This window comes from Pseudomonas sp. PSPC3-2 (genome assembly GCF_049897085.1).
Taxonomy (GTDB): Bacteria; Pseudomonadota; Gammaproteobacteria; order Pseudomonadales; family Pseudomonadaceae; genus Aquipseudomonas; species Aquipseudomonas paraveronii.
Window position 1 is genome coordinate 90,058 of record NZ_JAFCVO010000011.1, and the last position, 21,890, is coordinate 111,947.

Annotated in this window: 20 protein-coding genes, 1 tRNA gene and 1 pseudogene; 13 read left to right on the plus strand and 9 right to left on the minus strand. The window is 59.6% G+C overall.

All coding sequences use genetic code 11. The annotated features are described in order from the left end of the window. Positions 1 to 217 precede the first annotated feature (217 nt). Positions 218 to 985, plus strand: a complete 768-nt coding sequence (locus tag ACP7CJ_RS19070) for a carbon-nitrogen hydrolase family protein (protein ID WP_426101053.1) — start codon at positions 218 to 220, stop codon at positions 983 to 985. Position 986: 1 nt separating this feature from the next. Then, the gene (locus ACP7CJ_RS19075; protein WP_247407157.1) at positions 987 to 1,436 is read left to right on the plus strand and encodes a GNAT family N-acetyltransferase; all 450 of its coding nucleotides are present in this window, start codon (positions 987 to 989) and stop codon (positions 1,434 to 1,436) included. 86 nt (positions 1,437 to 1,522) lie between these two features. On the opposite strand, the gene ACP7CJ_RS19080 is transcribed toward ACP7CJ_RS19075, so the two are convergent. Continuing rightward, a complete protein-coding gene (locus ACP7CJ_RS19080; RefSeq protein WP_247407154.1) occupies positions 1,523 to 1,729 on the minus strand; it encodes a DNA-binding protein in 207 nt (68 codons plus the stop codon). A gap of 83 nt (positions 1,730 to 1,812) precedes the next feature. On the opposite strand from ACP7CJ_RS19080, the gene ACP7CJ_RS19085 reads away from it, so the two are divergent. The 5 genes from ACP7CJ_RS19085 (at position 1,813) to ACP7CJ_RS19105 (ending at position 5,533) form a co-directional block, all read left to right on the plus strand. Then, positions 1,813 to 2,169 (plus strand): helix-turn-helix domain-containing protein, encoded by a 357-nt coding sequence (locus tag ACP7CJ_RS19085; protein WP_247407151.1) that lies wholly within the window; start codon positions 1,813 to 1,815, stop codon positions 2,167 to 2,169. Between the two features lie 165 nt (positions 2,170 to 2,334). Beyond that, positions 2,335 to 2,976 carry a response regulator transcription factor GacA gene (gene gacA / locus ACP7CJ_RS19090; protein ID WP_247407148.1) on the plus strand — a complete coding sequence of 214 codons (642 nt, stop codon included), beginning with the start codon at positions 2,335 to 2,337 and terminating at the stop codon, positions 2,974 to 2,976. A 1-nt stretch (position 2,977) separates the two neighbouring features. Continuing rightward, positions 2,978 to 4,801: an excinuclease ABC subunit UvrC gene (gene uvrC / locus ACP7CJ_RS19095; protein ID WP_276197406.1), complete on the plus strand. Its 1,824-nt coding sequence runs from the start codon at positions 2,978 to 2,980 to the stop codon at positions 4,799 to 4,801. Positions 4,802 to 4,833: 32 nt separating this feature from the next. Beyond that, on the plus strand, positions 4,834 to 5,394 hold the full coding sequence (gene pgsA / locus ACP7CJ_RS19100; protein WP_247406081.1) for a CDP-diacylglycerol--glycerol-3-phosphate 3-phosphatidyltransferase: 561 nt from the start codon (positions 4,834 to 4,836) through the stop codon (positions 5,392 to 5,394). A gap of 63 nt (positions 5,395 to 5,457) precedes the next feature. After that, positions 5,458 to 5,533, plus strand: a tRNA-Gly gene (locus ACP7CJ_RS19105). Between the two features lie 578 nt (positions 5,534 to 6,111). Here ACP7CJ_RS19105 and ACP7CJ_RS19110 read toward each other — a convergent pair. The 6 genes from ACP7CJ_RS19110 to ACP7CJ_RS19135 all read right to left on the minus strand — a co-directional run bounded on the left by ACP7CJ_RS19110 (position 6,112) and on the right by ACP7CJ_RS19135 (position 11,205). Continuing rightward, the gene (locus ACP7CJ_RS19110) at positions 6,112 to 6,933 is read right to left on the minus strand and encodes an IclR family transcriptional regulator (RefSeq protein WP_276197407.1); all 822 of its coding nucleotides are present in this window, start codon (positions 6,931 to 6,933) and stop codon (positions 6,112 to 6,114) included. Positions 6,934 to 7,112: 179 nt separating this feature from the next. Next, a complete protein-coding gene (locus ACP7CJ_RS19115) occupies positions 7,113 to 8,507 on the minus strand; it encodes an MFS transporter (protein ID WP_426101055.1) in 1,395 nt (464 codons plus the stop codon). A gap of 209 nt (positions 8,508 to 8,716) precedes the next feature. Further along, the gene (locus ACP7CJ_RS19120; RefSeq protein ID WP_346429965.1) at positions 8,717 to 8,890 is read right to left on the minus strand and encodes a class I SAM-dependent methyltransferase; all 174 of its coding nucleotides are present in this window, start codon (positions 8,888 to 8,890) and stop codon (positions 8,717 to 8,719) included. A 91-nt stretch (positions 8,891 to 8,981) separates the two neighbouring features. Then, entirely contained in the window at positions 8,982 to 9,272 is a 291-nt protein-coding gene (locus ACP7CJ_RS19125) for a hypothetical protein (protein WP_426101057.1), read from the minus strand. A 23-nt stretch (positions 9,273 to 9,295) separates the two neighbouring features. After that, positions 9,296 to 9,751, minus strand: a complete 456-nt coding sequence (locus ACP7CJ_RS19130) for a VOC family protein (protein ID WP_276197410.1) — start codon at positions 9,749 to 9,751, stop codon at positions 9,296 to 9,298. A gap of 62 nt (positions 9,752 to 9,813) precedes the next feature. Beyond that, positions 9,814 to 11,205, minus strand: coding sequence for an NAD-dependent succinate-semialdehyde dehydrogenase (locus ACP7CJ_RS19135; RefSeq protein WP_426101059.1), 1,392 nt, complete (start codon positions 11,203 to 11,205; stop codon positions 9,814 to 9,816). Positions 11,206 to 11,580: 375 nt separating this feature from the next. Here ACP7CJ_RS19135 and adhP point away from each other — a divergent pair, with 375 nt between their 5' ends. The 3 genes and pseudogenes from adhP to ACP7CJ_RS19150 all read left to right on the plus strand — a co-directional run bounded on the left by adhP (position 11,581) and on the right by ACP7CJ_RS19150 (position 13,802). Beyond that, positions 11,581 to 12,591, plus strand: a complete 1,011-nt coding sequence (gene adhP / locus ACP7CJ_RS19140; RefSeq protein ID WP_276197412.1) for an alcohol dehydrogenase AdhP — start codon at positions 11,581 to 11,583, stop codon at positions 12,589 to 12,591. Between the two features lie 96 nt (positions 12,592 to 12,687). Beyond that, positions 12,688 to 12,960, plus strand: a pseudogene (locus tag ACP7CJ_RS19145) (transposase); the annotation flags it as partial. 80 nt (positions 12,961 to 13,040) lie between these two features. Continuing rightward, the gene (locus ACP7CJ_RS19150; RefSeq protein WP_426101061.1) at positions 13,041 to 13,802 is read left to right on the plus strand and encodes an SDR family NAD(P)-dependent oxidoreductase; all 762 of its coding nucleotides are present in this window, start codon (positions 13,041 to 13,043) and stop codon (positions 13,800 to 13,802) included. Between the two features lie 86 nt (positions 13,803 to 13,888). Here the strand turns inward: ACP7CJ_RS19150 and ACP7CJ_RS19155 are convergent, their stop codons facing one another. Together ACP7CJ_RS19155 and baeS are read right to left on the minus strand one after the other, a co-directional pair. Beyond that, positions 13,889 to 14,572, minus strand: coding sequence for a response regulator (locus tag ACP7CJ_RS19155; RefSeq protein WP_426101063.1), 684 nt, complete (start codon positions 14,570 to 14,572; stop codon positions 13,889 to 13,891). 3 nt (positions 14,573 to 14,575) lie between these two features. After that, a complete protein-coding gene (gene baeS, locus ACP7CJ_RS19160; RefSeq protein ID WP_426101065.1) occupies positions 14,576 to 15,961 on the minus strand; it encodes a sensor histidine kinase efflux regulator BaeS in 1,386 nt (461 codons plus the stop codon). A gap of 144 nt (positions 15,962 to 16,105) precedes the next feature. Here baeS and ACP7CJ_RS19165 point away from each other — a divergent pair, with 144 nt between their 5' ends. From ACP7CJ_RS19165 to ACP7CJ_RS19175, 3 genes are read left to right on the plus strand one after another with little or no spacing between them, the layout of a single operon-like run. Continuing rightward, entirely contained in the window at positions 16,106 to 17,290 is a 1,185-nt protein-coding gene (locus tag ACP7CJ_RS19165; RefSeq protein ID WP_276197416.1) for an efflux RND transporter periplasmic adaptor subunit, read from the plus strand. A gap of 2 nt (positions 17,291 to 17,292) precedes the next feature. Beyond that, complete coding sequence (locus ACP7CJ_RS19170; protein ID WP_276197417.1) at positions 17,293 to 20,427, plus strand: efflux RND transporter permease subunit; 3,135 nt, start codon at positions 17,293 to 17,295, stop codon at positions 20,425 to 20,427. Further along, positions 20,424 to 21,818, plus strand: a complete 1,395-nt coding sequence (locus ACP7CJ_RS19175) for an efflux transporter outer membrane subunit (RefSeq protein WP_426101067.1) — start codon at positions 20,424 to 20,426, stop codon at positions 21,816 to 21,818. The genes ACP7CJ_RS19170 and ACP7CJ_RS19175 overlap by 4 nt, the downstream gene beginning before the upstream one ends. Positions 21,819 to 21,890: the final 72 nt, after the last annotated feature.

Here is a 21,890-nt window from a genome sequence, read left to right on the forward strand (position 1 = left end):
ACACGGGTAGCCAACACCGAGCGCGAGGCGCTGGCAGCAGGGCAAACCTGAGTGTGGGTGAGTTGCAACATGGTGTTTCTCCAAATGATGGTGTGAGCTTACTAGAGGCGCCCGGTTGGATTCAATCAGTAATTTCTATTGCGTGGAGGTACTTACGGCTATGGGGTGAGTGCCGATATGCTGGTCGCCACTCGATAATGATTGCTGGGACGCGACCATGACTGCCTTGACCCTTGCGGTTGCTCAATCCATTTCCATCGCGGGCGACGTGCCGGCCAATATCCAGCGGCACCTGGCGTTCATGCGCGCAGCGGCTGAGCAGGGCGTGCAACTGCTGGTGTTTGCGGAGTTGTCGTTGACCGGCTATGAGCCGTCCTTGGCGGGTGAATTGGCGATAGCACCCGAGGACGCGCTTTTAACGCCTCTGCGCGAGATGGCGCGGGCGCTGTGCTTGACCGCCGTGGTGGGCATGCCGATCCGCTTGACGCCAGGGGCGGGCGTGTTGATCGCCGCATTGGTGCTGGGAGCAGACGGTTCGCTTGCGGTTTACACCAAGCAGCATCTGCATCCCGGCGAAGAGGTGGCGTTTGTCGCGGGGCAGGGCGGTGTTGCACTCGAGTGGGGGGATGACCGAATTGCGCTGGCGGTCTGCGCAGACTTCTCCCACGCCAGCCATCCACGTCAGGCCGCACAAGCGGGAGCCACGGTATACGCCGCCGGCGTGCTGATCAGCGAAGGCGGCTACGCAACGGACAGTGCGCTGCTTCAGGGCTATGCCGCCGAGCATGGCCTGGTGGTGTTGATGGCCAATCACGGTGGCCCATCGGGCGGCTGGGCGTGCGCGGGGCGCAGTGCTATCTGGGCTGCCGATGGGCATTTGCTTGCTGCCGCGCCGGGTGTGGGCGATGCACTGGTCATTGCTCATCGCGACAGCGGGCGCTGGACCGGCCGATCGGTAGCGCTGTGTGCTGAAGAGGTTCGATGACATGACGTTTCACTTGCGCGCGGCGACTGACCAGGATCGCTCATTTGCCCGGACGCTGACCTACGAGGCCATGCGCGGCTACTACGCGCAATACGATTTGCTGTGGTCCAACGATGGTTTCGACGTCGCCTGGGCGGGGCGCGAGAATTGGTTGATCTGTAGCAACGACACCGTGATGGGCTTCATCAGCCTGAGTCGCGATAGCCAGGCGCTGTATATTCGCGAGTTGCATATTCTCGAATCTTTGCGTGGGCGCGGAGCAGGCAACTGGGTACTGGAGCAAATGGCGCTCAAGGCATGCGGCCAAGGTCGCGGTCTTTTACGGTTGACCGTGTTTAAAACCAATCCGGCAAAAAGGCTTTATCAGCGCAAGGGTTTGCAAGTTGCGGGTGAGGAAGCATGCTTCTGGCGCATGGAGCGCGATTGTCGGCCCAAACCTGTGGACCAATAAGTGACTCATTTGCGCAAAACAGGCACAGCTGTTTAATAAGCGCATACTGCGTTTAGGATAAAATTTCCTGTTCCTGCCTCAGGGGCTCATTCATCGGCAAGGATGATGCCTTCTTTCATGCCCAGAAGGACCGCTACCTTATGGGCCTCTCCACGCCGTCCTTTCTTGCGCCCGGCGAGCACCTGATAAGTGGTTGCGGGGTCGACACCGTGTTCCCGGGCGAACGCTTGAACTGACTTACCTTGATGTTCAAGCCAAGCCTTGGCTTGTGCAGCAGTACGAATTCCGGGCATAGTTCAAAACCGTTCAAGTTTGTTTAATCAAGGGATGAACGTATCACCTCTTGAAGGGTGCCAATTTAGGATCATGCATCCAAATGAGTGGAATCGGTTCGCGTTTAAGGCAAGAAAGAGAGCGGCTTGGCTTGTCGCAAAAAGTGTTTGGCGAAATTGGAGGCGTAGAAGCGAACGCACAAGGAAAATATGAAAACGGTGGGCGTGCCCCGAAAGCCGATTATTTATCGCGTGTGGCCGAAAGAGGCGTGGATCTCCTTTACGTATTAACGGGAGCTCCCACGCCGGCTCAAATGGATAATCTGAGTCAGATAGAAGAAAAAGTGCTGGGCAACTACCGGTCGATGTTCAAAGAGGACCAGGATGCAATCAGCCGGTTGACCTCCACCTTGGCCGAACATTCGGCAACCCTGAAAGTGAACGGCAAATTCAAGCTATAGCCCGCAATTCCTGACCTTTCGCCCAGAAAACAGCGCTGCTCGTCGTTCGACGGGCACGCTCTTCGCGCTCAAACGCTATATATATGACACTTGCAACTAGGTCTGCGCCATGGTTTTTTGCTAAGGTGTTCAGCAACCTATAAGACCATATCGCGAGGTGTCTGCTTGATTAGGGTGCTAGTAGTCGATGACCATGATCTCGTTCGTACAGGCATTACACGAATGCTGGCTGACATCGATGGCCTGCAAGTAGTCGGCCAGGCTGAATCGGGGGAGGAGTCCCTGATCAAGGCCCGGGAGTTGAAACCCGATGTGGTGTTGATGGACGTCAAGATGCCTGGGATCGGCGGTCTTGGTGCCACTACCAAATTGTTGCGCAGCCATCCGGATATCAAAGTCGTGGTGGTTACCGTGTGCGAAGAAGACCCGTTTCCTACACGCCTGCTGCAGGCGGGTGCAGCGGGTTACCTGACCAAGGGCGCAGGCCTGGCGGAGATGGTACAAGCCATTCGCCTGGTATTTGCCGGCCAGCGCTACATCAGCCCGCAGATCGCTCAGCAGTTGGCGATCAAATCCTTCCAGCCCACCAGCGACTCGCCGTTTGATGTGCTGTCCGAGCGGGAAATCCAGATCGCCTTGATGATTGTCGGCTGCCAGAAGGTGCAGGTCATCTCCGACAAGCTGTGTCTGTCACCCAAGACCGTCAACACCTACCGCTATCGCATTTTCGAGAAGCTCGCCATCAGCAGTGATGTTGAATTGACCCTGCTCGCAGTGCGCCACGGCATGGTGGACGCCAGCGCCTGACATGACCACACCGTTTGATCCGAGTGCCTTTCTCTCGACCTGCAGCGGCCGCCCCGGCGTGTACCGCATGTTCGACAGCGAGGCGCGCCTACTATATGTGGGCAAAGCCAAGAATCTGAAAAGCCGCCTGGCAAGTTACTTTCGCAAGACCGGTCTCACGCCGAAAACCGCCGCCCTGGTGGCGCGTATCGCCCAGGTCGAAACCACCATCACCGCGAATGAAACCGAGGCGCTGCTGCTTGAGCAGACGCTGATCAAGGAATGGCGGCCGCCCTACAACATCCTGCTGCGTGACGATAAATCCTACCCCTACGTGTTTTTATCTGACGGCAACTTCCCGCGCCTGAGTATTCATCGGGGCGCGAAGAAGCAGAAGGGCAAATACTTCGGACCTTACCCAAGCGCCGGTGCGATTCGCGAAAGCCTGAGCCTGCTGCAAAAGACCTTTTTCGTGCGTCAGTGCGAAGATAGTTTCTACAAGAACCGCACCCGGCCGTGCCTGCAATATCAGATCAAGCGTTGCAAGGCGCCCTGTGTCGGCCTGGTTGAGCCGGCGGAGTACGCCGAGGATGTGCGCCATTCGGTGATGTTCCTCGAAGGGCGTAGCAATGCCCTCACCGACGAACTCTCCGGCGCCATGGAGCAAGCCGCGAGCACCCTGGATTTCGAGCGAGCCGCCGAGGTGCGCGACCAGATCTCCCTGCTGCGCCGTGTGCAGGACCAGCAAAGCATGGAAGGCGGAACCGGCGACGTCGATGTGATCGCCGCGTTCGTCAACCCGGGTGGCGCTTGTGTTCACCTGATCAGCGTGCGTGGCGGGCGGGTGCTCGGCAGCAAGAACTTCTTCCCGCAGACCGGTATCGACGAGGAGGTCGCTGAAGTCATGGCTGCGTTCCTGGGCCAGTATTACGTCAGCAGCCCTGAGCGCGATTTGCCGTCGGAGCTGATCGTCAACGTCGTGCATGAAGACTTCCCGACGTTGATCGAGGCCATCCACGCGTTGCGTGGCCGTGAACTGGACATCAGCCACCGCGTGCGCGGCACGCGTGCGCGCTGGCAGCAACTGGCCGTGACCAACGCCGAGCAGGCCCTGAGCGCGCGCCTGGCGAATCGACAGCACGTGGCCGCGCGCTTCGAGGCACTGGCCGAAGTCCTCAACCTGGACGAGCCGCCCCAGCGCCTGGAGTGCTACGACATCAGTCACTCCAGCGGCGAGGCCACCGTGGCGTCCTGCGTGGTGTTCGGGCCGGAGGGGCCGATCAAATCCGATTACCGGCGCTACAACATCGAAGGCGTCACCGCCGGCGACGACTACGCCGCCATGCACCAGGCCTTGACCCGCCGCTTCAGTAAATTGAAGGACGGGGAGGGCAAGCTGCCCGATATCCTGCTGGTGGACGGCGGCAAGGGCCAGCTGTCCATGGCCCGCGACGTGCTCAACGAACTGGCGGTGCCCGACCTGATCCTGCTCGGTGTGGCCAAGGGCGCCACGCGCAAGGCCGGCTTCGAGACGTTGTACTTGAATGATGCCGCCCATGAGTTCACTTTGAAGGGCGACTCGCCTGCGCTGCACCTGATCCAACAGATCCGTGACGAAGCCCACCGTTTTGCCATTACCGGCCATCGCGCCCGTCGCGGCAAAACCCGGCGAACCTCAACCCTGGAAGGCGTGGCCGGGGTAGGCCCGACACGCCGACGCGACCTGCTTAAACATTTTGGTGGCTTGCAAGAGCTCTCCCGTGCCAGCATTGACGAAATAGCCAAAGCACCCGGTATCAGTAAAAAGCTCGCTGAGTTGATTTATGCAAATCTGCACAGCGAGTAGAATGCCTACTCACCTCGCAGCCAGTTGTGCCGATGAATATCCCTAATCTGATCACCGTTCTACGCGTCCTGCTTATCCCGATTTTCATTTTGTTGTTCTATTTGCCTTACGAATGGAGCTACATGGCCTCCAGTTCGGTTTTCGCTGTTGCTGCCGCCACCGACTGGCTTGACGGCTACCTGGCCCGCCGCCTGGAACAGAGCACGCCGTTCGGTGCGTTCCTCGACCCGGTGGCCGACAAACTGATGGTGGCTGTCGCACTCGTGCTGCTGGTGCAGGAACACGGCAACCTGTGGCTGACCCTGCCGGCTGCGGTGATCATCGGCCGCGAGATCGTCGTTTCGGCCCTGCGTGAATGGATGGCCGAAATCGGCGCCCGTGCCCACGTCGCCGTGTCGAACATGGGCAAATGGAAAACCGCCGCGCAAATGCTCGCGCTGGTGATCCTGCTGGCCAACCCGTCGGACTTCTCCTTCTGGGTCTTGCTGGGCTATGCCTTGCTACTTGTCGCCGCCGGCCTGACGCTGTGGTCCATGCTCCAGTATTTACGCGCTGCCTGGCCTCATCTGCGGACCACCGTTGAAAAGAAATAAAACTTTTTTGAATCAAGGGGTTGACGGGTGCTGAGGATTCTATAGAATGCGCATCACCAAGACGCGGGAATAGCTCAGTTGGTAGAGCACGACCTTGCCAAGGTCGGGGTCGCGAGTTCGAGTCTCGTTTCCCGCTCCAAACATAGCGCTGCAGAGTTCCACTGAATTCTGTAAGCGATTGAAATAAGGACCTTCGGGTCCTTTTTTCATTCCGGCGGAAACCACTGAAATCCAGCACTATCCAGTGTTTTTAAGTTCTGTATGAGAGTCTTGAATTCGGACGCGCACTGAATTGAATCGCCCCGGGCCTCTCCGCCAACGAGAAGATTGACGCCCACCTATTCTGGCGTGACCTGTGCAAACTTTTTTGCGCTGAAAACGATTAGCCGATCACAGGATACGCGGATAGTTTTGACGCGCTCGTTGAGTTTTGCGAAGCCTTCGAAAATGCGCCGAAATCGAAGCGTGAGCGTGGCAACTTGATTATCACGGCGATTCATGAACAATTTGTCTTCCGCTTCTTCCCCAAAGAATAACTTCAACTCACCTTGTTGCCTTACATGACAATCAGCCCCGACAGGGGCTGATTGCGTAGTGCCTTAAAATGCTGGTGGTGCGCACGCCTGCCCGATTAGGTCGGCTTACGTGAGTCCTGTCGGGCCGGTCAGTATTCACGGGTGTAACCATTTTTATTCCTTCATTGAACTCCACGCAGGGTCAGTCCACAAGTTCTGCTCTGTGCGCCAACGCGGTCATGAGTTGTGAAAGATTATCGGCAAGGGTGAGGATCTGCTGGCCTTGCATTTCATCCTGCCCGCTGTCGCGTTGCGAGGTCGGGCGCACGCAGCTGATGCTCCCCACGACTTTGCCGTCGCCATCGAATATGGGCGCCGCGAGGCCGAAGACGTCAGCATCCACTTCGCTGATGCTCAGCACATATCCCTGGCGGCGCAGTTGCTGGAGCGAGCGTCGGAATTGCGCCCACGTCTTGCCCAGATTGCTGGATTCGACATCACTCGGGTTTTCCAGAAACAGTTGGCTTTGGTGCCGCGAGCCCATATTGGCCAGGATTACTTTGGAAGTGGCTCCCATGAACAACGGTCTTGGCGAACCTCGTGAATAGCTCACCTGATTGGACAGATTGCCGGTTTGATGGACGCAGACCACTTGATCCTTGAACAATCGGCACACCAGCCACGCTTGCTCAGCACCCCACTGTGGAAAGCTGGGCTCCAATGAGTGTGCGGCGCGAACCAACGGATCACTGACGCGCAGTTGGCGATCCCAAGTGATGATTCTCGCGCCCAGGGCATAGCGACCGGCCTCTACCTGAAACAGCAAGTTGGCCTCAGCCAGTTCACGTACATATCGGTAGGCGGTGGAGCGTGTGAACCCCAGCGCATTTCCCATTTCGTCGACCGTCCAGATTGGATGGCGCTCGGTAAACAGGTCCAGGATTCGCAACATCCGCTCCAGGCTGGAGCCTTTGCTGTCAACCAGATGTTCGGCGTTGTCTTCGGAATCAAACGGTCTTTGCATGTCAGCGCTCGTCTACATTACTGTTGCGCAGGATACCAATTCGCGCGATTTCGATTTTGACGATATCACTCGGCTTCATCCAGGCCGGTGGCCGGCCGGAATGAACTGGAGGGTGTGCTTCTGCCAATCCCGATGCAGAGCACTTTGCCTGGGCTGGCAATAACCGGCAGAAGCAGATTTCACTCAATCCCAGGCGGGCAGGTCTTTGAGCGCATCAGCGCCCGTTCGCTCTGTGAGCGTGTTGGTTGTTGCTTGCTTGCGGGGTCCAGTCGCAACAGGGTAATCGCCGTCAGCGCGATGGCGCCCGGGATCAACGCTGCGATGAGGATCTCTGTCAAAACCCAACCGGCCGCCAGCATCAAGCCTCCGCAAACAGGCCCTGTAATGGAACCCACTCGCCCGACGCCTAATGCCCAGCCGATGCCTGTGGAGCGTATTTCCTGCGGGTACAACTCGGCGGCTAAAGCGTTAAGACCTGCCTGCGCGCCCTGCACCAGAATGCCCAGCGCCAGCATCGCGGGGAAAAGCGAATAAAGCGAAACCGGCAATTGGCTGAGCACCAGCACGACCGCCAGGTAGCCCATAAACTCGAGGGTCAGCACGTTGACCGAGCCCCAGCGGTTCATCAGCCAGCCTTGTATAACTGAGCCGATCACACCTCCCAGGCTGAACAGAATAATCGCGCGGATCCCCATGCTTAGCGGTGCATGGGCTGCCACCAGCAGCGTCGGGATCCAGCTCATGATGAAGTACAAAATCAGCAGGTTCATGGCATACGGCAGCCAGAGTAACAGCGTGCGGCGCCACATGCCGGCGGTGAAAAGACGGCTCAGGGAAGTAGAGGCGATTGCCTGTTGGCGCGGACGGCCAAGGTTGGCGGGCAGTTCGGCAAGATCGGGTGCAAGTCGCTTGATGATCGCGCTCAGGGCAGGGCGACTGCCGGGCTTGCGACTGAGGAACTCAACCGACTCCGGAAGCCGCCTTGCCACGACGCCGGCGACCAGCAAGGGCAGCGCGCCACCGATCAGGAAAAGGTTTTCCCATCCCCAGGTGGCGAGGAGTTGGTCGACCGTCAAGCCTGCCAGCATCGCGCCCAGTGGCATGCCACAAAACAGCAGCGTGACGGCACTGCGCGCATAACGCCGTGGGCTGTATTCAGAGATCAGCGCCACCAGGTTGGGGATCGCACCGCCGAGACCTATACCGGTCAGGAAGCGCACGACCAGCAATTGCGCAACGCTGTTAACAAAAGCAGTCAGTAACGCGAACGTGCCGAACAACAGGATCGACAACACCAGAATCTTCTTGCGCCCCAGGCGATCCGCCATAGGGGCAAGTAGCAGGGCGCCGAGCATCAAACCAAATAAACCTGCCGCGAACACTGGGGCCAGGGCTTGGGGCGTCACGTTCAAGCTCGAAGCCATGGCCGTCACCAGGAATCCGACGATCTGGGTGTCGAATCCGTCAAGCACTGCAACCAGGACGCAGAGGGCGAGCAGCTCCCATTGCAAGCGGCTGACAGGCCGGGCGTCCACTACGTCGCAGAGGATATTGCTGGGGGTAGGGGTGTGCATGAACGTACCTCTTATTGTTTTTATTGTCTGGGGCAGGCAGGTGTCCTCGACTACGGCCAAATCTATTACTAAGCAAAAATCCTGTAAAGAGGAGATATGTAAAAATCCCATATAGCAGGAAAAGTGTTATTTTTGCATTCGTCGGCGCTCTGCGTTTACCTCTCCAGTCCAGTTTTACTGCTGGGAGACCTACACGCCCGCGGCGCTCCTCATTTGTCAGCAGGCGGATCAACGGCGAGGCGATGGAGGTACTGATGATTGGACTCGCGGGCAACGTTCTGCCTGTTGTGCGATAGGTCCGTACCGATGAATTCAGCCCTGGGATTGAGCCGCGCCACTTGCGGCAGCAGGCTGGCTGGACCACAACCGATGTCGAGCACCACATCGCTTAAAGACTGGCTTGAGCGCAGCGTCTTACCAGGACTCGATCATGTTCACTCCTTGACCCGGCATGGCGGAGCGTTCGGCGAAGGTTTACCGCGTGATACGGGTGGAGGGGTAGAACAAAACATTGAGTACGAAGAGGATCATCCAGAAACCGATTTCCAGTGTTTCGGTAATAGGCTGGGTGTTTTTGATTGCACCGTAGACATGCACGAAGAACATCAGCATGAAGACCACGAAAAGAATATCGAAGGCATAACTGAAACGGCTGCCAGTGGTGGCCGAACGCAACATCGCTACTTCAACGACAAGAATGAACGCACCGAGGCAATGGCCGAAATAGATAGTCAGGCGTTCGTGTTCAGGGACGCTCCAGTGCATGAGCCGGGCCCTTTGAAGCGATTTTATTTGCGGTGATCACTTCTTCGCGATTTTCCAAGCAAGCGCCGCTTTTGTTTTTCCAGGAAAAACATCACCTCGAGCTTCAGATCATCGGGGTCGAGGAAATAAACGGCATAGTAGCCCTCGCCATAATCCGGATAATCAGCGGGTGCGTCGACAATCGTAACCGCCTGATCCAGCAGGAATGCGTAGAGCGCATCGACGTCCTCACGCGCGCCCAGCTCGAACGCATAGTGGTGGTAGCCCACATCGCCGGTCCGGTGCTTATGTTTGCGCCCCTGGGCATCGGCTTCGGTGATCCAGAACAGGGTTTCGCCGTTGGTCCAGCCAATAACCCGGTCGAACTCCCACTCGATGGTGAATCCCAGGAAACCGAGTACCTGATCATAGAACGCCCTGGAGCGTTCCAGATCACTGACACGAATGGCCAAGTGATCGATCCCGATGACGTTCACCATGTCAGGTCTCCTCGATTTCGATTTCGATTTCGGTTTCCAGGGACAAAGGGCTGCGTTGAAACTCAGAACGGTGCGTCGATATCGACCACGACAATCAGCTTGTGGTTGACGAACTCCTTGAGCCCCAGCCCGATCAGCTCGCGGCCGTACCCCGAGCGGCGCACGCCACCGAAAGGCAGATCGGCTTCGACCTTGGTCGGATGGTTGACGAACACCATCCCCGTGGAGATTTTCTTCGCGACTTCTGCGCCATGCGCCGTATCTGAGGTGAACACCGAGCCGCCGAGGCCGAACGGCGAGTCGTTGGCGATGCGCACCGCATCGTCTTCATCCTTGGCGCGGAACACCATGGACACCGGGCCAAAGAACTCCCAGTAGCGAGCGGGGTTGTCCTCGGCGACATTGGTCAGGATCGTCGGCTGCACGAATGCCCCATCGACCGGCACGGGTGGTCCGACTTCTTCGGCCTTGGCGCCGAGCTTCACGGCGTCGAGGATTTTTTGCTTGACCTCATTGGCGGCGCTTTGCGAGGAGAGCGGCGCCAGGGTCGTCTTCGCATCGAAGGGATCGCCTGCGACCAATTCCGCGACGCCCTTGCGATAGAGCGCGAGGAAGTCGTCATAGACCGCATCGACCACGATCATGCGCTTGGAGGACACACAGACCTGCCCGGCATTCCAATGCCGGCCGAACACCGCCCATTGGCTGGTTTTTGCCAGGTCCGCGTCAGCCAGCACGACGAAGGCGTCGGCGCCGCCGAGTTCCAGGGTGGACTTTTTCAGCGCTTTGCCTGCTTGTGACGCAACCACCGCGCCGGCGCCTTCCGAGCCGGTCAAGGCGACGCCCTGCACGCGGGCATCGTTGATGATCAGCTCGATCTGCGAACGCGTGGCATACAAATTACGGAAGGCGCCATCAGGCAAACCGGCATCCTTCATCAACTGTTGAAAGCGCGCGGCGCTTTGCGGCACATTCGCCGCGTGTTTCAGCAGCACGGTATTACCGGCAGAAAGCTGCGGCGCCAGAATGCGTGCGATTTGGTAATAAGGAAAATTCCACGGCTCAATCGCCAGCAGCACGCCGAGCGGTTCGCACACGACCACCGCCTCACCCTCGGCAGGATCGAGAACCGGGAGTTTCTCCGGCTTGAGCAAGGTTTCGGTATTGCGCACGTAGTATTCGAAGATTTTTGCCGACAGCTCGACCTCGGCTTTCGCCTCGGCAAACAGCTTGCCCATCTCCAGCGTCAGTACCTTGGCAAAGGCGTCGCTGTCCTTGCGCAGGATATCGGCGGCATTCTGCAGGATGCGTGCACGCTCGGCGAAAGGCGTGTCCTTCCAGGCCAGGAAGGCCTCATGGGCCTTGGCGATGGCCGCGGTCACTTCTGCATCGGTCGCATCGGGAAAGGTCTGCAGTGTCTCGCCGGTATAGGGATTGATCGTTGCATATGCCATGTAAAAGCTACTCCAGAACCGTTTCGACTAGTGGGCCTACCCGCCGCTGAGCGCATGTGCCGGGACTGATGAAGGTACACGAGGAACGGGTTTCAAGCATGGAGCGAAAGGTCGCATGTCCATAGACACACGATATGCAGGGGAATTCACTTGACTTCAAGGGCTGCGACGACCATCACTGAAAGATGCGTGTCGCTCTGCCGATCAGCATCGCCAGTTGTCCGCCGTCAGCGGTGGCGAGCATTGCGCCAGACCTCGGACTGCTTGAGCGGTTGGGGTTGCGGATGACGCTTATGGCGGTTGGCTGCTGTCAGCCTTTGTCACTTGTTGGACCTACTACAACGCAAGCTCACTCACGGATACAAGGAGATAAGTATGAAAGCTGCTGTTGTTGCCCAAGGGCAACGCGTGAACGTGACCGAAAAAACATTACGGCCCCTGAAACATGGTGAGGCGCTCCTCAAAATGCAGTGCTGCGGGGTCTGCCATACTGACCTGCACGTCAAGAACGGTGATTTCGGTGATAAAACCGGGGTAATCCTGGGCCATGAAGGCATCGGTATCGTGCAGGCGGTAGGACCGGGCGTCACCTCGCTGAAGCCCGGTGATCGTGCCAGCGTAGCGTGGTTTTTCCAAGGCTGCGGGCACTGTGAATACTGCAACAGCGGCAACGAGACACTCTGCCGCGACGTCAAAAACTCCGGTTATACCGTGGATGGCGCAATGGCCGAAGAGTGCATTGTCGTCGCCGACTACTCAGTGAAAGTACCTGACGGGCTTGATTCTGCGGCGGCGAGCAGCGTGACCTGTGCTGGCGTCACGACGTATAAAGCCGTCAAGGTTTCCAATATTCGCCCGGGGCAATGGATTGCGATCTACGGGCTGGGCGGCCTGGGGAATCTGGCGTTGCAGTATGCAAAAAATGTCTTCAACGCCAGGGTTATTGCCGTGGACATTAACGACGATCAACTGCAGTTCGCCAGGGAAATGGGCGCCGATCTGGTCATCAACTCCCGCGACGAGGATGCCGCAAAAGTTATCCAGGAGAAGGTCGGCGGAGCTCACGCGGCTGTCGTGACGGCCGTCGCCAAAGTCGCGTTCAACTCTGCGGTGGATGCCCTGCGTGCCGGTGGACGCCTGGTCGCAGTCGGCCTTCCGCCTGAAGCCATGAGCCTCAATATTCCTCGGTTGGTGCTTGACGGGATCGAGGTGGTTGGCTCGCTGGTCGGCACTCGACAAGACCTCGTTGAAGCCTTCGAGTTTGCCGCGCAAGGAAAGGTGGTGCCGAAGGTAACATTGCGTCCGATCGAAGATATCAATCAGATTTTCGATGAAATGCAGCAGGGAAAAATCAAAGGCCGCATGGTGATTGATTTGAGTCATTAACGGGCCATTGGCAGCCGCTTAGGCGGCTGCCCATGTAGTGGTCTAATGAAACCTGATACCCCTTTAGGCGAGAATGCTCGCCTAAAGGGGTGTCAGATGAGCAAACAACGCCGCTCCTTTACGGCTGAATTCAAACGCGAGGCTGCCGACCTCGTGCTCAAGCAAAACTGCCGCTACATCCAAGCCAGCCGCTCACTCGGCAGGGGTGAGTCAGCGCTGCGCCGCTGGGTTGACCAGGTCCAGAAAGGTCGCCAAGGCGTCACGCCGCAGAGCAAGAAGCTGACCCCACAACAGCAGAAAATTCAGGAGCTGGAAGCTCGGATCGCCCGGTTTGAGCGAGAAAAATCCATTTTGAAAATGGATACCTGCCTATCGTGACCGCCTGATGCCGACGTTGCCCGCTGGGTGCTACGGTGATGGCTTTCTAGCAACCCATTCGAGATGTCCCTATGAAACCCAATCCGACAATCGATAACGTATTACGCGTCGCGTTGGTTACAGGGTCCACTTCCGGTATCGGCGCAGCCATTGCACGTGCACTAAGCCGGGCAGGCTATGCAGTGGTGCTCCATTCGCGAAATTCTGCGGATACGGGACGCGCTATGGTTGCCGAAATGAAGCAGGCTATTTACGTGCAAGCGGATCTTGCGTTCGAAGCTGACAGGGCCAGGCTTATTAACGAGGCGATCGCCGCGTGGGGGCAGCTCGACGTATTGGTCAATAACGCCGGTATTAGCAGAGTCATTCCGCACGGCGACCTTGCCTCGGCCAATTCGACGGTGTGGCACGAACTTAACGAGATTAATGTCGTGGCGCCGTTCCACCTCGTCGCATTGGCCGAGTCGGCATTGCGCGATGCCGCCCGTTACCGTCGAGCAGGTTGTGTCGTAAACATCAGTTCGCATGCCGGTATCCGTCCTAAGGGCGCATCGATTCCCTATGCGGTAAGCAAAGCTGCGCTTAATCACATGACCCGCTTGCTCGCGGTATCGCTGGGGCCAGAAATTCGCGTAAACGCTGTGGCGCCTGGCTTGGTCGACACGCCTCTGACCGCCGAGTGGACAGAGGCCCAAGAGTTGTGGCGAACTCGCGCACCTATGCGCAGGGCCGCTAGCCCAGACGACATCGCAAACGCTGTTGTAATGCTGGTCGAGTCGGACTACTTAACCGGCGAGATACTCCTCTCTGACGGCGGGTTGAATCTGACCTAGGTTTAGCGTGCTCCGGTATCTGGAGGTGGTTGCAGGCGTTCCGCTTGCGCCTCGTTGACGGTGCCGATGTGTATTATTCCGAGATCTCAGGCCTCGGAAAGCTGAAACCGATAACCGACCCCATACAACGATTCGATGGGCGTTTCCCCTGGGCACGCCTGCTCCAGCTTGCGCCGCAAGTTGCGGATATGGCTGTCCACGGTGCGGTCGGTGACCACGCGGTGGTCGGAGTAGATCTTGTCGAGCAGTTGGTCACGGGAAAACACTCGCCCGGCGGAACGTGCAAAGGTGCTGAGCAGTCGCAGCTCCAGGGGGGTGAGGTCCAGTGCGATGCCGTCTATTGAAGCGCGATATTGCGCTTCGTCGATCAGCAGTCGCGGCGCGGCGTTGACCAGCAGTTGGGGGCCGCGGCGCAGGATGGCCTTGACCCGGGCCACCACCTCCCGTGGGCTGAAAGGCTTGCAGATGTAGTCGTCGGCGCCCAGGTCCAGGCCCAGCAGGCGGTCCACCTCTTCGACGCGGGCGGTGATCATGATGATGGGCACGGCGCTGAAACTGCGCAGGTCCTGGCAGACTTGCATGCCGTCTCGGCCGGGCAGCATCAGGTCGAGCAAGATCAGGCGCGGTGTTTGCGCACGCACTGTCGGCACTACCTGCAAGCCGTTGTCCAGGCACTGGGTCGAGTAGCCTGCCGCGACCAGATAATCCTGCATCAAGGCGGCCAGCTTCGGTTCATCTTCGACGATCAGGATCGGGTTTTTGTCGCTCATGGTTCAGATATTCCGTGGCAAGCGCAGGGTCAGCCAAAGGCCGCCGAGGGGCGAGTGAGCGGCGCTAAGGCTGCCGCCGTGGGCGAGGGCGATGTTGTGACAAATCGCCAGGCCCAGACCGGCTCCGCCACTGGCACGGTTGCGCGATGATTCGCCGCGATAGAAGCGCTCGAACAGGCGCGGCAACTGCTCGGCCGAAACCCCGGGGCCGGAGTCGATAAAGTCGATGCACACGTGGGTGCGATCCACGACGGCGCGGATGCGTATGAGCCCGTTTGGGTCGGTGTAGCGCACGGTGTTTTCCAGCAGGTTGGAAAACAGTTGCTGCAGGCGATTGGCATCGGCCAACAATTCCATAGGCTGGAACGGCAGGTCCAGTTCGACGCGCAGGTGCCGGTCGTTCAGGCGCTCCTGGAACATCGACACGCTGGCTTGCAGCAGTTGATCCACTGCGCACGCGCTCTTGCGGTAGGTCAGCGCGCCCACATCCGCCAGGGACAGTTCATACAGGTCATTCACCAGCTTGCTGAGCATGCTGACCTCACCTTGCAAAGACTTCATCGAGCCTGGGTTCAGGCTGCGCACGCCATCCTCGATGGCCTCCAGCTCGCCGCGCAACACCGACAGCGGGGTGCGCAACTCGTGGGAGACATCAGCCATGAATTCGCGGCGCATCTGTTCATTACGCTCCAGGGTATAGGCGAGTTGGTTGAAGTCACGGGCCAATTGGCCCACTTCATCATTGGAGGCCACCGCCACCCGGCCGCTGTAGTCGCCGCTGGCCAGGCGGTGGGTCGCCGCGGCCACCCGTTTGACCGGCTCCAACAGCGTGCGGGCGATCCACCAGGCAATCAGCATCGCCAGCACCAGCGAAAAGGCGCCCATCACCAGGCTGGTGCGTAACTGGTATTGCTGGAACCGTTCGCCGCCGGCTTCGGTCACGCTCTGGAACGGGGTCACGGCCAGCCAGCCAACGGTTTCGTCGGCCACCACAATCGGACGTAACAGGGCGTCGTCGCCGATATCCGGGTAGCCGTTCACGCGTTTTTTGTGTTCATCCAGCAAGGCCATGCGAAACAGCGCGCCTGTCAGGTCCGACGCCATGGGCGTGCGCAAATCGTTCTTCGCCGGATCTTCGCCGAGTTCGGGCCGCATAATGTCGAACCAGCGATCCGACCGGTTGCGCAGGAACTCCCAGCTGCCTTCACGCGCGTAGGCACTGGCCAGGCGCGGTAGCACGGGCGCCATGCGGTCCAGCGCCTGCTCATTGAGATAGCCGAGAAAGCCCCTTCCAAAACTCCAGCTCGTCGCCACCCCCATGCTCAGGATGACCAGCAGCACACCGGCCAGTACCGCAATAAACAGCTTGGTGGAGATACTCAGCTTCATGCAGGAGGGCCGTTAAGAATGGATCGAACCATTTAGGCCCTGGCGACGAAAAGATTCAACCCGGTCGGGCAATCTTCAATTTTCCTGCACATTTGCCTTGCACGATAGCGCTGACTCAAGCAATCCCGTCTTGTAGAGGCCGTTATGTCGACGAAAATCATCGCCAAATACCTGGTAACCGCCGCGGTTTGCCTGTCTTTGTTCATCCTGGTCCTGCTGGGCGGTTGCTCCGGTGGCAAGCCGGAACCTCAAGCGATCACCCCCAAAGTCTCGGTGATCAGCGTAAAACCCCAGAGCCAAGTACTGACCACCGAGTTGGCGGGACGCACCCAGGCCTTCATGGTGGCGCAGATTCGTCCGCAAGTCGGCGGTATCGTCCAGCGGCGGTTGTTCGTCGAGGGCGCGGATGTCAAGGTCGGGCAAGCGCTGTACCAATTGGATGCGGCGTCCTATACCGCCGCGCTGGCGCAGTCCGAGGCGAGCCTGGTCAAGTACCGCGCCACGCTTAAATCGGCGCAGACCACCGCCAAGCGCGACGCCGAACTGGTGAAGATCAATGCCATCAGTCAGCAAACTAACGAAGACGCTCAGGCGACCTTGCTGACGGCCGCCGCCGACGTGCAAGTCGCCGAGGCGGAAGTCCAAACCGCACGGATCAACCTGGCTTACACGCGCATCACCTCGCCGGTCAGCGGGCGCATTGAAACGTCCACGGTGACCCCGGGCGCGCTGGTGGTGGCCAATCAGGACAGCGCATTGACCACCGTGCAGCAACTCGATCCGATCTATGTGGACGTGACCCAATCGACCACGGAACTGCTGCGGCTCAAGCGTGACCTGGCCAGCGGCGTGTTGCAGTCCAATGGCAACGGCGAGGCGCGGATCAGCCTGAAGCTGGATGACGGCAGCACCTACAACCAGACTGGGCGGCTCAAGGTCAGCGGGGTGAGTGTCAACGAAGGCACGGGCACCGTCACCCTGCGTGCCGAATTTGCCAACCCGGACCACCTGCTGTTACCGGGCATGTATGTGCGCGCGGTGCTGGAACAGGCGCGCAATGACCAAGCCATTCTGATCCCGCAAAAAGCGGTGAACCGCAGCGCCAGCGGTGTGACCACGGCGTTGCTGGTGGTCGATGGCAAGGTTGAACAGCGTGAGCTGACCGTCGATCGCGCGGTGGGTAATCAGTGGTGGATCACGGCGGGCCTGAAGGCCGGTGATCAGTTGGTCGTCGAAGGCGGACAAAAAGTCCGTGCCGGCGCCGCCGTCCAGGTGCAGGACGCCAATGCTCCGGCGGCCACGCCGTCCACCCCTGCGAAGGAGGGTTAAGCGTGGCGCACTTTTTTATTGATCGACCGATTTTCGCCTGGGTCATCGCCATCGTGATCATGCTCGGTGGCAGCCTGTCCATCAGCCAGTTGCCGCTGGAGCAATACCCGGACATCGCGCCACCCACGGTGAAGATTTCCGCGACCTACACCGGGGCCTCGGCCAAGACCGTGGAAGACTCGGTGACCCAGGTCATCGAGCAGCAGATGAAAGGCCTGGATAACCTGACCTACATGTCGGCCACCAGCAGCTCGGCGGGCAGCGCCAGCATCAGCTTGACCTTTACCGCCGGCACCGACCCGGATGTGGCCCAGATGCAGGTGCAGAACAAGCTGCAACAAGCCGAGTCGAGGCTGCCGCAATCGGTACAAAGCGAAGGCCTGACCGTGACCAAGGGCGGCTCGGATTTCCTGATGATCGTCGCCCTGGCATCGGATGACCCCAGCGTCACCGGCACCCAGATCGGTGACTACATTTCCACCACCTTGCTGGACTCCATCAGCCGCATAGACGGCGTCGGCGATGTGCAAACGTTGGGATCAGGCTACGCCATGCGTATCTGGCTGGACCCGGCCCTGTTGGAAAAATACGCGCTGATGCCTTCGGACGTCAGCAGTGCCCTGGAGGCGCAGAACACCGAAGTCTCCGCCGGGCAGCTCGGTGCCCTGCCGGCGATCAAGGGGCAGCAGTTGAACGCGACGATCAGCGCCCGCAGCAAACTGCAGACCGTCGAAGCGTTTCGCAATGTGGTGGTCAAGTCCAACAGCGATGGCGCCGTGGTGTTGCTGGGCGATGTCGCGACCTTGGAGTTGGGCAGTGAAAGCTACGACATCAGCACCGCCCTCAACGGCAAGCCCGCCGCTGCCATGGGGGTGCAGTTGGCGGCAGGCGCGAATGCGCTGAACGTCGGCAAGGCGGTCAAGGCCAAGCTCAAAGAAATGGAGCCGTTCTACCCGACAGAAATGCAGCTTAAAAATGTGATTGCCTACGACACCACGCCATTTGTCAGCCTCTCCATTGAGGAAGTGGTCAAGGCCTTGGGCGAAGCCATCGTGCTGGTGGTGTTGATCATGTTCCTGTTCCTGCAAAACCTGCGCGCGACGCTGATCCCGGCGATTACCGTGCCGGTGGTGCTGCTGGGCACGTTCGGCGTGTTGGCGGTGTTTGGCTATTCGATCAATACCTTGACGATGTTTGCCATGGTCCTGGCGATCGGCTTGCTGGTTGACGACGCCATCGTGGTGGTCGAAAACGTTGAGCGGCTGATGGGCCAGGGACTATCGCCCGTGGCGGCCACGCGTCAATCGATGCGTGAAATCACCAGCGCACTGGTCGGCATCACGATGGTGCTGAGCGCGGTGTTTATCCCCATGGCGTTTTTCGGCGGTTCCACCGGGATTATCTATCGGCAGTTTTCGGTGACCATTGTCTCGGCCATGGTCTTGTCGGTGTTGGTGGCGATGACCCTGACACCCGCGCTCTGCGCCTCGTTGCTCAAAACGCACGACGGCCAGGGGCAGGGTGCTCAGCACGGGTTCTTCGGCTGGTTCAACCGTACCTTTGAACGTGCCAGCGTCGGTTACGAGTGTTGGGTGGGTGCGGTGTTGCGGCGCTGGGGGCGCAGCCTGTTGCTCTATGGCGGAGTGCTGGTGGTCATGGCGGTGGGCTACATGAGCCTACCCACGTCGTTTCTGCCGGACGAAGACCAAGGAATCCTCCTGGCGCAGATCCAGTTGCCGGTCGGCGCGACGGACAGCCGTACCCAGGCCGTGGTCAAGCAGTTCGAGGACTACATCCTCAAACAGCCCGAAGTCGAAGCGATGATCAGCATCAGCGGGCTGGGCATGGGCGGTAACAGCCAGAACACCGCGCGGGCGTTTATCCGCCTCAAGGACTGGGGCGAACGCGGTGGGCCTGGCCAGGGTGCGGCGGCGATTGCCCAACGGGCGACCATGGCGCTCTCCAGCATCGGCGATGCCGACGCTTTCGTCATGCAGCCTCCGACCGTGCGCGGTCTGGGCCAGAGCTCGGGGTTCGACCTGCAACTCAAGGACCTCGGTGGCCTGGGCCATGATGCGCTGGTGGCGGCCCGCGAACAGTTTCTTGAGCTGGCCAGAAAAGATCCGCGCTTGCTGGGGGTTCGCAGCAACGGCCTGGACGATGCGCCGCAGCTCAAGGTCAGCATTGACGACCGCAAGGCCGGCGCCCTGAGCCTGAGTACCAGCGATATCAACACCACCTTGTCGACGGCGTTGGGCGGTACTTATGTGAATGATTTTCTCAACCAGGGTCGGGTGAAAAAAGTCTATGTGCAGGGTCAGGCATCCGCGCGCATGCAGGCCGCGGACCTTGATCATTGGTTCGTGCGCAACAGCAGCAATGAAATGGTGCCGTTCTCATCGTTTGCCAGCAGCACCTGGAGTTACGGCTCACCCTTGCTGGAACGCTACAACGGCAACGCCTCCCTGGAAATCGTCGGTGACCCCGCGCCAGGCGTGAGCTCCGGCGACGCCATGGACGCGGTGGAAGCCATCGTCCGGCAATTGCCCCAGGGCATCGGCTACGAGTGGACAGGGCAGTCCTATCAATTACGCCTGTCCGGGTCCCAGGCCCCGCTGCTCTATGCACTTTCCGTATTGTTTGTGTTCCTGTGCCTGGCTGCGCTCTACGAGAGTTGGTCGGTGCCGTTTTCGGTGATTCTGGTGGTGCCCCTGGGGGTGATCGGTGCGGTGCTGGCGACCCGCGTCGCCGGGTTGAGCAACGACGTGTATTTCCAGGTGGGGCTGTTGACCACCGTGGGCCTGGCCGCGAAAAACGCGATCCTGATCGTGGAGTTCGCCAAGCACCTGCAAGAGCAGGGCAACAGCCTGATCGACGCGACGCTGATCGCGGTGCGCCAACGCCTGCGGCCGATTCTGATGACGTCCCTGGCCTTCATGTTCGGCGTGTTGCCGCTGGCCTTGAGTACCGGCGCAGGCTCCGCCGGGCGCCAGGCCATCGGTACGGGCGTGCTGGGCGGTATGTTCAGCGCCACGGTGCTGGGGATCTTCTTTGTACCGCTGTTTTTTGTGCTGATCCGCCGCCGTTTCGGCCGCGAGCGCAGCGCTAATCAATCTGCTCCGACAGGTGATGCATGATCAAGTCACACTGGCCTTTGCTGGCTGCCATGGTCCTGGGTGGCTGCGTCAACCTGGCGCCCCAGTATGAGCGTCCTGAAGCGCCCGTCTCCGGGCAATGGCTGCCGGCGGCCAGCCTGCCGAAAGGGCAGGTGGGCGCCGACGTCAAATGGCAGCAGTTCTTTACCGACAGCCGCCTGGCGCAGTTGCAGACGTTGGCGCTGGCCAATAACCGCGACTTGCGCCTGGCAAGCCTGAATGTCGAAAAGGCTCAGGCGCATTACCGCATCAAGCGCGCAGACCTGTTTCCCACCCTTGATGCGAGCGTCAGCGGCACCCACAGCCGTACACCCGGGTCGTTGTCCAACACCGGTACGGCGGCCACCACCCACGATTACAGCGCGCAATTGGGGCTGAGCAGTTATGAACTGGACGTGTTTGGTCGGGTACGTAACCTTCGGGATGAGGCGCTGGAAGACTACCTGGCGCTGACGGAAACCCGACGCAGTACGCAAATCAGCCTGGTGGCCGAAGTGGCCACCGCCTGGCTGACCCTGGCCGCCGACAACGAACGGCTGCTGCTGGCCCAGGAAACCCTGACCAGCCAGTTGGCCACCTACGACCTGACCCAAAACAGCTATGCCCTGGGCGGCTCCTCCGCGCTGTCGGTGGCGCAAGCCCAGACCACGGTCGAGTCGGCGCGCGGCGATGTGGCGTCCTACGAGAGCCAGATTCTGCAGGACCGCAATGCCTTGCGCCTGTTGGTCGGCAGTGACCTTCCCGAGGCACTCTTGCCGGGCACGCACTTGGCGTCGGCGGCGGTGCTGGTGGACATACCGGCGGGCCTGCCTTCGAGCCTCTTGCAACAACGCCCGGATGTGCTGTCGGCGGAACACACGCTCAAGTCGGCGAATATCGACATCGGCGCGGCCCGTGCGAAGTTTTACCCCAGCATCAGCCTGACCGCCGACGCTGGCTCGTCCAGCTCGGCATTGGCCGGCCTGTTCAAATCCGGCAGCGGTGCCTGGACCTTTGCCCCGAGCATCAGCGTGCCGATTTTCGACGGCGGGAGTAACCGCGCGACCCTGGATTCGGCCAAGGTCGAGCGCGACATCCAGATACAGACCTATCAGCAAACCCTGCAGACCGCGTTCCGCGAAGTGGCCGACGCGCTGGCCGTGCGCAGCACCCTGGATCGCCGGATCGCCGCGCAACAGGCGCTGACCGACGCCAGTCGCAAAAGCTTCGAACTCTCGGATGCCTTGTATCGGGGCGGCTCGCAAAGCTACCTGGAAGCCTTGGATGCGCAACGCTCGCTCTACAGCGCCCAACAGGACCTGATCACCCTGCGTCTGACCGAGCAGAGTAACCGCATCACGTTGTACAAAGTGTTGGGGGGCGGTTGGAATTAATGGCTCTGCCAGTTGCACACAGAAGCGCAGCGATGGAACGGCTTGCGTGCGTCAAATCGGCTAACTTCATTC